This window comes from Corallococcus sp. NCSPR001, from assembly GCF_017309135.1.
In the GTDB taxonomy this organism is placed as follows: Bacteria; Myxococcota; Myxococcia; order Myxococcales; family Myxococcaceae; genus Corallococcus.
This window is the reverse complement of record NZ_JAFIMS010000002.1, coordinates 8,348,212-8,361,908: the sequence shown is the minus strand read 5'-3', so window position 1 is coordinate 8,361,908 and position 13,697 is coordinate 8,348,212. Positions and strand designations below refer to the sequence as shown.

The 13,697-nt window shown below is 68.7% G+C and carries 12 protein-coding genes; all 12 read right to left on the bottom strand.

Annotated elements, in window-relative coordinates; all coding sequences use genetic code 11:
* Positions 1-3: 3 nt before the first annotated feature.
* Entirely contained in the window at positions 4-2,988 is a 2,985-nt protein-coding gene (locus tag JYJ93_RS35625; RefSeq protein WP_206799041.1) for a DUF1611 domain-containing protein, read from the bottom strand.
* A 51-nt stretch (positions 2,989-3,039) separates the two neighbouring features.
* Complete coding sequence (locus tag JYJ93_RS35620; protein WP_206799040.1) at positions 3,040-3,258, bottom strand: hypothetical protein; 219 nt, start codon at positions 3,256-3,258, stop codon at positions 3,040-3,042.
* 57 nt (positions 3,259-3,315) lie between these two features.
* Positions 3,316-3,537 (bottom strand): hypothetical protein, encoded by a 222-nt coding sequence (locus tag JYJ93_RS35615; protein WP_206799039.1) that lies wholly within the window; start codon positions 3,535-3,537, stop codon positions 3,316-3,318.
* Between the two features lie 45 nt (positions 3,538-3,582).
* Entirely contained in the window at positions 3,583-3,804 is a 222-nt protein-coding gene (locus JYJ93_RS35610) for a hypothetical protein (protein ID WP_206799038.1), read from the bottom strand.
* A gap of 163 nt (positions 3,805-3,967) precedes the next feature.
* Positions 3,968-4,762 (bottom strand): hypothetical protein, encoded by a 795-nt coding sequence (locus tag JYJ93_RS35605; RefSeq protein ID WP_206799036.1) that lies wholly within the window; start codon positions 4,760-4,762, stop codon positions 3,968-3,970.
* A 95-nt stretch (positions 4,763-4,857) separates the two neighbouring features.
* Positions 4,858-5,382, bottom strand: coding sequence for a hypothetical protein (locus tag JYJ93_RS35600; RefSeq protein ID WP_206799034.1), 525 nt, complete (start codon positions 5,380-5,382; stop codon positions 4,858-4,860).
* The gene (locus tag JYJ93_RS35595) at positions 5,379-6,293 is read right to left on the bottom strand and encodes a class I SAM-dependent methyltransferase (RefSeq protein WP_206799033.1); all 915 of its coding nucleotides are present in this window, start codon (positions 6,291-6,293) and stop codon (positions 5,379-5,381) included. The genes JYJ93_RS35600 and JYJ93_RS35595 overlap by 4 nt, the downstream gene beginning before the upstream one ends.
* Before the next feature lie 30 nt (positions 6,294-6,323).
* Positions 6,324-7,778 (bottom strand): ELWxxDGT repeat protein, encoded by a 1,455-nt coding sequence (locus JYJ93_RS35590; protein ID WP_206799031.1) that lies wholly within the window; start codon positions 7,776-7,778, stop codon positions 6,324-6,326.
* 114 nt (positions 7,779-7,892) lie between these two features.
* Positions 7,893-8,666, bottom strand: a complete 774-nt coding sequence (locus tag JYJ93_RS35585) for a hypothetical protein (protein ID WP_206799029.1) — start codon at positions 8,664-8,666, stop codon at positions 7,893-7,895.
* Between the two features lie 61 nt (positions 8,667-8,727).
* Positions 8,728-9,852: an ABC transporter permease gene (locus JYJ93_RS35580; RefSeq protein ID WP_206799025.1), complete on the bottom strand. Its 1,125-nt coding sequence runs from the start codon at positions 9,850-9,852 to the stop codon at positions 8,728-8,730.
* A gap of 2 nt (positions 9,853-9,854) precedes the next feature.
* A complete protein-coding gene (gene rbbA / locus JYJ93_RS35575; RefSeq protein ID WP_242544055.1) occupies positions 9,855-12,653 on the bottom strand; it encodes a ribosome-associated ATPase/putative transporter RbbA in 2,799 nt (932 codons plus the stop codon).
* A gap of 25 nt (positions 12,654-12,678) precedes the next feature.
* Positions 12,679-13,689 (bottom strand): HlyD family efflux transporter periplasmic adaptor subunit, encoded by a 1,011-nt coding sequence (locus JYJ93_RS35570; RefSeq protein ID WP_206799024.1) that lies wholly within the window; start codon positions 13,687-13,689, stop codon positions 12,679-12,681.
* Positions 13,690-13,697 lie beyond the last annotated feature (8 nt).

The window sequence follows — 13,697 nt, the reverse complement described above, 5'->3', positions numbered from 1 at the left end:
CCATCACAGGTGCGTGAGCACGCTCCGCGCCAGCGCGTCCACTTCCTCCGGGATGGCGTGGACGCGCAGGCCGGTGTGCTGCTCCATCTTCCGCCGCGCCTCCTCCAGGACCTCGTCCCGGACGCCCAGGAACCACGTCTCCGTCCAGCGGCTGCCCAGCAGCTTGCGCCCGCCCATCATCGCCAGGCCCACCACCGTGCAGGGCACGCCGTGCTCGCGGGCCAGCGACTCCACGTACTCGCGCGTCGCGATGACGTCCTCGGGCTTCGTGTCCACCGCCACGGTGAGCACCACCAGGCGCGGCAGGAACGTCTCGTAGATGTGCGTGGAGGCGTTGGCCCGGCGGTCCTGGCCCTGCGGCACGTAGAGCAGGCCGTTCTGTCCGCCGGTGATGACCAGGTCGCAGTCCTTCGCCAGCTCCGTCATGAGCCGCCGCTCGAACGCCAGCCGCTGCGGGCCCTCCACGCGCAGCACGCGCGAGTAGCCCGTGTCCGAGCCCAGCAGGATGCCCGTGGGCTCCGTGGCGTGGTGGCGCACGCGCACGTGCTTCGCCAGCGCTTCGCGCAGGTAGACCTGCGTGGTGAACTTGCCCTGCACCGTGTCCGTGCCGAAGACGCCCAGCAGGTTGCGCGGGCCGTAGTCCGCCAGGGCCGGCTTCGCGAGCGCGTCCTGCTCCGGCACCGCCACGCGGAAGAAGAGCTCCGGGTCCGGCTCCAGCCCGTCGAAGAGGTCGTAATAGAGGATGTCGTCGTACAGCGACACCACCGGCAGCCGCCTGCGCGTGGCCACCTCCAGGAGCGCGCGGACGTGCGGGACCTCGGACTCGAAGTTGAGCGAGCAGGTGAACACGACCGCGTCGAAGTCATGACTCGCGATGGCCGCCGGGTCGTTCACCACCGGCACGGACAGCTCACCCGCCTGGATGTACGTGCCCGCGTCGCTGAGCGTCACCGCGTCGTCGAAGACGACGCACGCCGGGGCGGGGCTGCGGTCGCGGAAGCGCAGGAGCGCGTAGCCTTCCTTGTTGTACTTGAAGACGGCGGTCCGCTTGCCCGCGAGCACCTCCATCACCTGCGCGCGCGTGTACATGTGACGGCTGCGCAGCGTGGGGTTCATCTTCAGGGGCAGCCGCTGGTCGCCCTCCCAGATTTCACCCAGCTTCTGGTACAGCACCTCCGGGTCGTACTTGGGATAGGTGCGCGTGTCCGGCGCGATGAGCAGCGGAACGCCGTAGTCCGGCATCTGGAAGACGTGCTCGCGCTCGGAGCCCTCCACGCGCAGCGCGTAGCGGCCCTGCGGGTGCAAGAGGAAGTACTGGAACGCGACGCGCAGCCCCTCGACCTCCAGCACCTCCGCGTCCAGCGTCAGCTCCCGGCGCGCCCCGGTGTTCACGCCCTCCAGCGACAGCCGGCGCAGCAGGAACGGCGGCTGCTCCTGCCCGCCGGCCTTGCTCACCTGGATGAGCACGCACTTGAAGGGGTCCACCGGGAAGGACGTGAGCAGCTCCGAGGAGAAGTCCTTCAGCCGCGACACGACGTCCGCGTAGCGCGCGAGGAACAGGGAGCGCGCCCGGTCCCGCTGTGTCGGGTCCGGAATCATGAACAGCAGGTCGCTGCCGCTGAAGACCTCGAAGCGGCGCCACGTCTCGCGCGTCTCCGCGTCCACCGGCTCCGGCAGCTGCGCCTCCACCAGCTTGATGAGCGCGTACATCCACGCGTTGCCCGGCGTCAGCCAGTGCTCGCTGTAGAAGTCGCGCCCCCACGTCGAATAGTAGAGCCGGGGCAGCGACGGCGGCTCGGGCGGCGGCGGGGCGGCCTGGACTTCGACGGGCGCGGCGGGCTGCATGACGCCCTCCAGCCACTCGATGCCTTCGTGCCACCAGTGGCCGAACAGCTCCGTGTCGAACGCGAGCACGAACGTCTGCCCGTCCTGCACGAGCGAGCGGCGCGAGTCCAACAGCTCCCAGAACTCGCGCACGTGGTGCTTCACCTGCGCGCGGGCGGCCTCCACGTCGTAGAGCGCCTTCTGGCCCAGGTCGACCTTCTGGCCCGTCACCGCCTGGTACTTGAGGCCCGTCCACACGTGCCCCCGCTTGTTCGCGGGCACGGGCACGCCCAGCTCCTCGAAGTACTCGGGCCGCAGGTCGAAGCCCACGTCCCGGAAGAACTCGCGGTACACCGGGTGCGCGGGGAACGTGGACTCGGGTGACTTCCACAGGTGCAGCCCGATTCGGTAGTCGTGGACGAGCACCTCCAGGTCCTCGTGGCGGAACACGCCGCTGGGGTCCTGGGCCTGGGACGCGCCAATGCCTGTCAGGCTGAGCGCGGTGCGGCGGATGCCATGGCGCGTGAGCACGCGCTCCAGCCCCGGCTGGAAGGCGCACTCGGGCAGCCAGAGGCCGTCCGGCTCGCCGCCGAAGGTGTCCTGGAAGGCCTCCACGCCCCGCGCCACCAGCCGGTCCGCGACGGCGGGCTGGAAGAAGGGAAGGAAGTTGTGCTGCGGCGTGGAGGTCCACAGCTGCACGTTGGACGGCCGATGGCGCCCCAGATTGGCGAACACGTCCCGCAGGCTGTGCTGCTGGAGGAACGCGAGGCTGTCCTCCACGCGCCGCAGGTACATGCCCGCGGTGCGGTGCACCCGCGCGAGCGACTCGTCCGACAGGGCCTGGGGATACTTCTCGTAGCGGTTGTAGAGGTCCAACCGCGACGTGCGCTCCAGTTCGCGCGTGGCGATGCGCTTGAGCAACTGGAGGTAGCCCGTGTAGCGCTCCTCGCAGGCGACGAGCTGTTCGAAGAGGCACGGGGTGAAGGACATCACCAGCGTGCCGGCGAAGCGCCGGGCATCCCAGCGCTCCAGCATCCGGAACAGCGGGATGTACGTCTCCGTCAGCGCTTCGAAGAGCCAGTTCTCCGGCTCATCGAAGAGGGGCCCCTCGCCCAACACCTGCGGCATGTGGGTGTTGAGGATCAGGGTGAGGCGCGTGTTCATGAGGGGACCGCGAGACGGGGGGAAGCGGGGGAGGCACAGCGGACCGCGGGGCTAGGCGCCGCCGCCGCAGTCCTCGGAGGGAGACGTCGCGCCGTCCTCGGAACACAGCCGGTGGGCCGAGTTGTAGAGGTCCTGCCAGACCGTTCCCGGTCCCGAGGCGACGAGCGTGTACGTGGTGCTGGAGAAGTTCGACGTGGCGAAGCCCAGGACGTCCGGACCTCCGGTGACCTGCTCCAGCAACTCCGAGACATCCTTGCGCGTGAATCGCATCGGGGACCTCCGTGTGGCGGGTGGAACGGCGGAAGAAGGAAGGCGCGGGCCGCGGGGCTAGTAGCAGCCGAACGTGGAGCGGTCCTCGGCGGTGACGGAGCCGCCGTCCTCGCAGGTCCACTGGTAGGTCCAGGAGTTCTGCCAGACAGCGCCGCCGCCGAAGGAAGGCACCAGGTTCCAGGTGGAGCCGGCGAAGGTGGAGGTGCCGAAGCCCTGGACATCCGGGCTGCCCTGCACCGCGTTCAACAGCTCACTGACGTTCTTGCGCGTGTAACGCATTGGGAGTGCTCCGGGTGTGGCGTGGAAGGACCGCGAAGCAGGGTGCTAGTAGCAGCCGATCTGCGCCGCGTCCTCGAACACGGTCTGGCCGCCGTCCTCGCACATCCGGTGATTCGGGTTGTAGATGTCCTGGAGGATGTTGCCGCCCGCGGACGGGGTGATGTTGTACGTGTAGCCGCCGATGGTGGACGTCCAGAAGCCCACCACGTCGGGGTTGCCCTGCACGGTGCCAAGCAGCTCGGAGATGTTCTTACGGGTGTACCGCATGGTGAGGACTCCAGGTGTTGAGGGGGGATCAGCGGAGCCCTGAATCCTAGGAAGGGACGGAGGAGCGGGCAAGCCAGGGAGTGCGGGGGGGCCTGGAACTGTCAGGAAACGCTCGCGATTTCCTGTTTCACGGGTGTCACAGAAGCCCTGTCGCCCGGCCGGTTCATTCTTCGGTGACGAGCGCCAGGACCAGGGCGTCCTGGTTGCGGCCCCGGAGGGTCGCGGCCTGTGTGTAGAGGGTCCGGGTTGTCCAGCAAGCTTCATCGTCGGGAAGCTCATTCATCCGCAGCAGGTTGGTGCGCAGGCGCAGGGTCTGCTGCGAGCCGATGCGGAAGCTGACCTCGGCGAAGGACTGTGCCACGTCGGCCGTCACAGACCTGCGGGGCTCGGGAGACCGTCGCAGCTCTGCGGCCATGGCTTCGGCCACGACAGTGCCGAACCGCTGGAGGGTCTCCTCATCCAGCTTGCTGAGGGTCCGGTTCATCCCTGCCTCCGTGATGTCGCCACGGCCGAACGCAGCGCAATCCGTCTCCTCGGCGCTCTCCACCATCTTCGAGAGGGCTTCGATTCGCTGCACCAGGAGCGGGTCGGAGAGCCGGCGCAGTCCGGCCTGCGTTATCAGCTTGGAGTGGTATTCCCGCTCGTCGCTCTTGAAGGTCGGTGTGGCGTCGTACCACTGGCGGATCTCAGGGTGGCCCTGGATGGACCGGGCCCAGTGCCGCAGGTAGCGATCCAGCCCTTCGTCGGAGTCGTTCGCGAGGATCTCCGCCACCGTGGTGTCGTAGTCCACGGGGCGCATCTGGTACGCCCGCCAGCCGAAGGCAGAGGCCACCGTCGCCACCGTGACGAACCCCACCGTGACAATCTTTCCCACTTTCAACTTGTGGCCCAGGAAGCCCGCGAGGCCTCCCGCCACGGCACACACTGCGATGTTGCCCAGCACGAACGGCCAATTCATTCGATTCCCCCTCCACCGTCAGGCGTGAGTGTGAATGTAACGGGTTGGAGTTGGGAGCGGAATGGCACGTACCGTGAAGGTCTCCAGGTGGAGTCCTACCCGTTGCGAACGAGGGGCATCCGGGGCCGCATGCCGGCATTCAGCCAGGGTTCGAGCGCGAGCTGGACGCCGCACGCCGCGACGGTGACGAGCGCGGCGGTGAGCCCCGGCGCCTTCCACGCGCCGACGACCGCCGCCGCGGCGATGGCCCACGGGCGGATCAGCGTGAACGGCCCCAGGACCACCACGCTCGCCAGCGTCCGCACGTCGGCCTCCGCGGCGGCCCAGATGCCCATGCCCACCAGCGTCAGGGTCGCGTAGGGCAGCAGCACCCAGAGCATCGCCCGCGCGCAGACGAGCAATTGGGGGAACAGGCCCGGTGAGAACAGGCAGGCCCCGGCGATGGCGGCACCCACCAGCGCGGTCGTGAAGAGCCCTCGCCCCATCCCCCGGCGGATGGCGGCCCGGTAGAAGTCGGCCTTGAAGATGCGGGCGTCCCGGCCCGCGGCCACCCGGAAGCCGCAGAACGCGGCGTCGGTGACGGCCAGCAGCGCGAGCAGCACCGGAAGGACGGCGTTCATGAAGTGTGGCCCAGCCGCGGGCGCAGCGGGCCCAGGTGGCGCTGGAGCGGCTCCCACAGCGCCGCGCGCGTTCCCAGCGTGGCGGTCATGGGCCGGAGCATGACGCCCAGGAGGTTCCGGGCTCCATCCAGGGACGCGCAGGTGAACTCCGTGGCGGACCGGGCCGCCGACAGCAGCGTCCGCGTGGGATGGGCGCGCCGCGCGGAGACCACGCCATCGTGGCGCGCGAGCGGCTCCCGCATGCGGGCCTGGTGGAACATCCAAGAACCCCAGGGCGAGAGCACCGAGTTCTGGATGTCATAGTGCACGAACGCGTGCCCCTGCCGCTGGCCGGCGAAGAACGCGTGCAGGTCGTCGCCGCGAAAGTGATGCAGGACGCCCGTGGAGATGAAGATGTGTCCGGGCTGCTCCAACTGGAACGCGTTCGCGACCCGGAGCTCGCATGAGAGGGATTCCTCCTCCGCGAGCCGCCGGGCGTTTTCAATCAGCGTCACGTTCATGTCACAGCCGATGATTTCAACATCGCGCCCCAGCCGCCCGTGCGCCGCGAGCGAGCGGACGGCGTAGCCGAGCCCGCAGCCGACATCGACGATGCGCAGCGGAGGCTTCACCCCGGACTCACGCAGCGCCTGCAACAGGGGCAGCAGCACGCAGCGGAGGCGGTCCGCCTGGAGGAACTCCTCGCTCAGCCGCTGCAGCTCGATGTGGGAGCGCAGCAGGGCCAGGTCGCAGGCCTCGAAGTCGAGCGTGTCATTGGACGCGGGGAGCCGCTGCACGAACCGCGCGGCGGCCCGCTGCCCGTTCGTCATCAACCGCGCCACGACGGCGTCGCGCGACACCGGCCGGGGCTGGAGCGTCGCGACGTCGTAGTCGACGATGAGGTCTGAGATTTCCAGCAGGTCGGAGGGCATTCCAGCGGGTGCGCTGGAGTGTACCTCAATCTACTCCCTTGCTCCGGCCAGGCCCGGCGGGCAGCTGAAGGTGGCCGGCACGGACCACAGCTGGCCTTCCTCGGCGGCATCGAGGGCGGTGAAGAAGATGCGGTGGCCCACGCGGGTGAACGAGCCCGGGAAGTGGATGTCCGCCAGCCGCCCCTGCGTCGCCAGAGAGCCCCGGGTGAAGTAGGGGAAGACGGGCCCCAGGGAGTCCGGTGTGCCACCGAACAGGACCTGGCCCGTGCCGGTGGCGAACAGCGGGTAGCGGTACCCGTACTCCACATTGTCGGTGTCGAAGAGCTGGCGGGTCCCCGAGGCCGTTCCATTCGTCGCCCACAGCGAGACGGCCCTGGACACGGGGGCGTCGCTTCCAATGCTCACGTAGAAGTAGATGTCGCCGCCGGAGACCACGGTCGACCGCACGGCGGGATACGCGAACTCCTCGGCACCGTAGGGGTTGGGCAGGGTGGTGATGCCCGTCTTGCCACCGCCGCTCAGGGAGAGCCGGTCGATGCGCAGCCGCTTCGTCACCGGGTTGTCCACGGACGCCAGATAGACATGCGTGCCCAGCGTCCCCAGCAGGTGCACGCGCCTGCCAAAGGCTTCCAGGCGGACGGTCCCCGCGGCGGTGCCATTCGTCTTCCACACCTCGGAGTTGGGGCCGTCCTCCAGGATGAACAACGGCGGCTCACCCGGGTTGCTCACCCCCGAGAGGTAGGTGTTCCCCGCGTCCAGCCGCTTGACGGAGGTCGTCCCGGCCGACGTGCCGTCGGTGCGCCACAGCGTGGTGCCCGTGTCCTCGGAGAAGATGAAGAGCAGCGCGTTGCCGGCCTTCAGTGTGTAGTAGCCCAGGTTCGTGAGTCCGCCGAAGTCCTTCACCCGCAGCGTGCCGGCCGCCGTCCCGTCGGACCGCCACAGCTCCGGCCGGGCCCCGTCACCCGGCACCGGCACCCAGCGGAAGAACACCAGGCGGCCATTGAGCTCCGTGGCGTTGGTCATCACGGAGCCCTCCGCGCCGGGCGTGATGTCCTTGACCAGGCGGGTCCCGGCCGCCGTGCCGTTGCTGCTCCACAGCTCCATGCCGGTGGTATCCGTGCGGGCTTGGAAGAAGAGCGTGTTGCCCACCGCGACCAGGTTCTGGGGCTGATAGACGCCGGGCGGCCCCGGGAACACCTTCACCTGGACGGTTCCCGCCTCCGTGCCGTCGCTGCGCCACAGGACCGAACCGGTGTCGAAGCCCGAGGTGACGAAGAAGAGCGTGCCCTGGACGTTCGTGAGCTCTCCCATGAAGCCCGAGGAGCCCGCGGGCGTGATGTCCGCCACCCGCGCAGCCACGCCAGGCGGACAGGCCTGGGCGGTCACCTCGCGGGGGCCGTCCTCCACCGCCTCCGGCGATCCCCCACAGGCCACCACCCCTGCCAGCCCCAACCACAGCAGTGCACCCCAATTCCTTGCATGCATGTCCACGCCTCCGGTCCACGAAGCGCGGACGGTGGGGTGCGCGGCTTTGCCTTCCAAGGGGGACCCCAAGGAGGTGGGAGTGTCGCGAGACCGGGGCGGGGGGCCCCTTCGTCCTCACGGCTGACGGCGAGGCAGTCCGATGAGGTAGGTGATGGTCATTCCATTCGCCTTGTGAACGCCGCTGTGCCAGCGGTAGCCGTGGGCGTCGAGCCCCTCGGTCAGCTCATCCAGGTCCTCCGGCGTGTAGGTCCGCAGCGACGACACCACGCCATCCCAGAGGATGAGCAGGGGGATGATGGGAATGAGGTAGGTGAAGACAAACCGCCATCCGGAGCGTGGGCGGATGAGCGGGGTGAAGCCCCAGACCAGGGGGATGATGAGCAGCAGTTGGAAGAGGACGTACAGCAGCGAGCGCTGCGTGAGCTCGAAGGCCGCGATGGGCAGGCCGCGCGTGGCGGCGTCCGCGAGGAGGGCCTTCGCCTGCTTCGGGCGGAAGTGGTGGAGTCCCTCGAACAGGGTGCGCAGCCCCGTGAGCTCCTCCGGAACGCGCATGACGTCGACGGGAGTGTCGTGGTACCGCGCGCCCTCGGGCAGCTCCAGCGCCGGGGTGGGGTGCAGGTCGGTGAGCACCACCTCCGCCTCCCCGTGCACGCGGCGCAGCGCCGGCAGCAGCGTGCGCCAGGGGCCTCCCGTCCCCGAGCACAGGTCGATGACGCGGTTCGTGCCGGACATCCGCAGCAGATCCGCCAACTGGGGGGCCACGGTGTCGTAGGGGCGCGTCTTGTCGAGCACGACGTGCAGGTAGTCGACCTCGCCACGGCGCAGGGCCGTGGGCAGCCACGACTGGTCGAGGAACTCGAAGAGGTGGAGCCGGGGGAGCAGTCTCATCGCCCGGAGGATAGCGCCTCTCCCCGTCGTGGCCCACGCGCCGGTCCCGCGCCCCCGGGCCCTACTTGCTCACCGCGATGGACTTGCGGAACAGCGCCAGGCTGTAGACGAAGAACCCCACGCCCACCGCGCTCACCATCAGGAACTGGCGCCAGACGGCCCACAGCCCTCCGCCGCGGTAGATGATGACCTGCGAGAAGCTGACGAAGTGCCGGGCCGGCAGCAGGTACGTGAGGGATTGCAGCCACTTCGGCTGGCTCTCCACGGGCGTGCTCCCGCCCGACAGCAGCATCAGCACCAGGACCACCAGGATGATGAGCAGCGCGAACTGCGCCATGGAGCGGGAGATGGTCCCCAGGAAGATGCCGAGCGCCGTGGCGAAGAACAGGTAGAGCACGACGCCCACGAACCACAGCACCACCGAGCCGGCGAACGGCACCTTCAACACCATGTGCACGACCAGCAACAGCGACGCCCCGGTCGCGACGAGGATGACCAGGCTGTTGGCCCAGACCTTCGCCATGGCGATCTCGAACGAGGTCAGCGGCATCACGAGCAGGTGCTCCAGCGTTCCGTGCTCGCGCTCGCGGATGACCGCCGCGCCCGTGAGGACGACCGTCAGCAGGGTGATTTGATTGATGATGGCCACCACGCTCTTGAACCAGGACGACACCCCGTTGGGGTTGAAGAGCTTGCGGACCACCAGGTTGACGGGCCTGGGCCCCGTCTCCTCCGTGCGCTTGAGGAAGGATGCGATGCGGTCGTTGAGGATGTTCTTGATGTAGCCGGAGCCGATGCCCGCCTGCTGCATGGCGGTCGCGTCGATGTTCACCTGGACGTCCGGGTTGCGCCCCGCGCGCAGGTCGTGCTCGAAGCGGGGCGGAATCACCACGACGAACATGAACCGGCCCCGGTCCATGTCCGGCTGGATGTCATCCGCGATGATGACCTCCGGTGACTTGAAGCGGGGCGGATAGAACGCGTTGAGCAGCTCCTTGGACAACGCGGACCCGTCCTCGTCGACGAAGGCGATGGAGGCGTTGTTCACCTCGCTGGAGGTCCCCGTGGCCTGGACGTAGATGGCCAGGGTGAAGGCATAGACGACGAACACGATCAGCACCGCGTCGCTGAGTAGGCTGCGGATCTCCTTGAGCCCGAGCCACAGGATGTTCAGCAGTGAGTTCACCGCTATTTCTCCTGCTTTCTCAGGCCCAGGACGCTGATGGCCAGAAGGAGCGGGACGCACACGGCCATGAAGGCGACGTCCCTGAGGATGAGGCCCGCGCCCAATCCCTTGGTGAAGGCGCCCAGGCTGGCGTGCATGTAATAGGTGGCCGGCCAGATGGAGCCGACGACCTTGGCGCCCCCCTGGAGCGTGGAGACCGGCTGTAGCAGGCCAGAGAACTGGATGGTCGGCACGATGGTCAGGATGGCCGTGACGAAGACGGCCGCCACCTGGCTGCCGGTGAAGGTGGACGTCACCATCCCAATGCCTGTCGTCGCCATGACGTAGAACAGCGCGCAGACCACCAACGTCAGGAAGCTGCCCTTGATGGGGACGCCGAAGACGACCAGCGACAGCGCGGTCAGGATGAAGAAGTTGGCCATGCCGATGGCCACGTAGGGCAGTTGCTTCCCGAGCAGGTACTCCAGCCGTCCCGTGGGCGTGACGTAGAAGTTGATGATGGACCCCAGCTCCTTCTCACGCACGATGCTGACCGTCATGAGGATGGCGGGGATGAGCAGCAGCAGCAGCGCCGGGACACTCGGCACGATGGAGTAGATGCTCTCGAAGGTGGGGTTGTAGAGGTAGCGCTCCTCGATGTTGGCCGTGTCCTTCCGCGCGCTGGCGGAGTGGAAGCCGCTCGCGGGATCCCGGAGCATCCGGTTGTGCACCCCCTGCACGTACTGCTCGACGGTGTCGCCACGGAAGGTCATGGCTCCGTCCACCTGCGCCAGCACCTCCGGGCCGGAGCCCCGGCGGAGGTCCAGGCCGAAGCGGGGCGGAAGCTCCAGCACCACCGAGACATCGTCTGACTGGAGCCTGCGGAGCGCTTCATCCGAGGACTGGGCGGGCGGCGTCGGGGCGAAGTAGGGCTTCGCCGCGCTGAACTGCTCCAGGTACGCGCGGCTCTCGGGCGACTGGTCGAGGTCCAGCGCGGCATAGCGGATGTTCTCCACGTCGGTCGTGATGCCGAAGCCGAAGACGAGCATCAACACCGCGGAACCGATGAAGGCGAACGCCAGCCGCACTTTGTCGCGGAGGATTTGTTGGGTCTCGTTGGAGGCATACGCGAGCAGCCGGCCCACCCGCAGACGGAGGCCGGCCCGGTCCGTCCGGGGCGCGGCCGGAGCCTGGGGTGGGGCGGCTTCGGGCGCGGGGGCGGGGGGCGTGTCCTTGTCCTCGGCGCGGGCCTTCTCGGCGATGGCGTCTTCCATGTAGCCGATGAAGGCCGTCTCCAGGCTGTCCGCGTTCCGGGACTCGATGAGCTTCTGGGGGCTGTCCGCCGCCAGCACCTTGCCCGCGTTCATGAGGGAGATGCGGTCGCAGCGCATCCCCTCGTTCATGAAGTGCGTCGTCACGAAGATGGTGACGCCCTGCTTGCGCGACAGGTCGATGAGCAGCTCCCAGAAGCTGTCCCGGGCGACCGGGTCCACGCCCGACGTGGGCTCGTCCAGGATGAGGATCTGCGGCCCGTGCAGCACGGCGACGGCCAGGGAGAGCCGCTGGCGCAGGCCCATGGGCAGGTCTCCGGCCAGCGCGTCCAGGTGCGCGCCAAGCCCGAACCGCTCGACCAGCTCGTCGATGCGCGCCTTCGCCTTGTCCGGAGGCAGGTGGTAGAGCCGGGCGTGCAGGAGCAGGTTCTGCCGGACGCTCAGCTCGCCGTAGAGCGAGAACGCCTGCGTCATGTAGCCCAGGTTCTTGCGCACCTCCATGCTGCCGGCGTCCACGGAGCTGCCGAAGAGCTTCGCCGTGCCCTCCGTGGGAGGCAGCAGGCCGGTCAGCATCTTCATGGTCGTGGACTTGCCGCAGCCGTTGGAGCCCAGGAAGCCGAAGATTTCACCCCGCTCGATGGACAGGGTGACGTGGTCGACGGCGGTGAAGGTCCCGAAGCGGCGGGTCAGCCCGTGCGCCTCGATGGCCAGCTCCGCCTTGCCCGGCGCGCGGGGCGGGATGGTGATCTCCTTGTGGCCCCGGCGCTTCTCCTCGGGCAGCAGCGCGATGAAGCACTTCTCCAGGTCCTGGGTCCCCGTGCGCGCCATCAGCTCCGCGGGAGACCCCGTCGCCAGCACGCGCCCCGCGTCCATGGCGACGATCCAGTCCCACTGCTGGGCCTCGTCCATGTACGCCGTGGAGATGATGACGCTCATGCCCGGGCGCCCGGCGCGGATCTCGTCGATGAGGGTCCAGAACTGCCGCCGGGAGAGCGGATCCACGCCGGTGGTGGGCTCGTCGAGGATGAGCAGGTCCGGGTCGTGCACCAGCGCGCCGCACAGCCCCACCTTCTGCTTCATGCCGCCGGAGAGCTTGCCGGCGGGGCGCTCCGCGAATTTGCCCAGGCCGGTGGCCGCGAGCAGCTCCGGGACGCGCACCTTGCGCTCCTCGGGGGACAGCCCGAAGAGCCGGGCCATGAAGTCCACGTTGTCGTAGACGCTGAGCTCCAGATAGAGGTTCTTGCCCAGGCCCTGGGGCATGTACGCGACGCGCGGCCCCACGTCGCGCCGGTGCCGCGCGTCCGCGATGTCCCCGTCCAGGACCATCACGCGCCCCTGCTGCATCTTCTTGGCGCCCGCGACCAGGGCCATCAGCGTGGACTTGCCCACGCCGTCAGGCCCCACGATGCCCACCCGGATGCCGCTGGGGACGTCGAGCGAGAGGCCGTCCAGCGCCACGGCCTTGCCGTAGCGGTGGGTCACGTCCTGGATGGAGACCACGAGCCGGCGGGTGGAGCCGGCGGGCGCCCCTGGAGACACGGATGAGACCATGGCTGGGCCTTCCCTTGCCGCCGGGCTAGTGGGGTTCGGATTCCGCGGTGACGACGTTCTGCAGCCGGGAGGGCCACGTGGCGGACGGGTCCACCTTGACGTAGCCGACCCCGCGGATGCCGGTCTTGATGCGCTCCACGTAGCGGCTGGCCAGCTCCCGGGGGACCTGGAGCTTCAGGCGGAACACCAGCTTCTCCCGCTCGCTCTTCGTCTCCACCTGCTTGGGCGTGAACTGCGCCTCCGGTGACACGAAGGACACGTAGCCGGGAATGGAGCGGTCAGGCTCGAAGTCGACGGTGAGGCGCGCCTCGGAGCCAATCTTCACGCGGGCGGCCTCGCTCGCCGGCAGGAAGATCTCCATGAAGACGTCCTCCAGGTTCACGAGCGTGAGCGCGGGGCCGCCGGGCGACAGCACCTCGCCGGGCTCCGCGAGCCGGTAGAGGACCCGGCCCGTCACCGGGGACCTGAGCGTCGCGTCGTTGATGCGCGTCTGGATGGTCGCCGCGTTGGCTCGCGCGACTTCAATCTCCTCCCGCGAGGTCTTCAGCGTGGCCTCAGCCTCCGCCAGCCCGGCCCGGTTGGTCTCCAACTGGCTCGTCCGGACGTCCACGTCCCGCTGCGAGCCGGCGCCTTGCGCCACCAGCCTCCGGGCGCGCTCGGCCTCGATGGTGGCGAGCTCGATTTCACTCTTCTGTTTGACGATGCCCGCCTCGGCCACCGCCAGCTTCTCCTGCGTGGCCGCGAGGTTCGCGTTGGCCTCCGCCAGGCTGGACTCCAGCGTGGTGGTGTCCAGGCGCACCAGCACCTGCCCTGGCTTCACGAGGTCGCCTTCGTTGACGAGCACCTCCCGCACCCGCAGGGGCTCCTTCGCGGAGACATCCGCCAGCTTCGACTCGATGCGGCCGTTGCCCGAGACGATTCCCTCCGGCAGCGCGGACTTCTTCCCCTTCCAGTACTTGAAGCCGATGAACGCGGCGATCGCGATGGCGACCAGCCCGATGATCCACTTGTATTTCCCTTTCGCGTTCTTGGGCATGGCGGAAT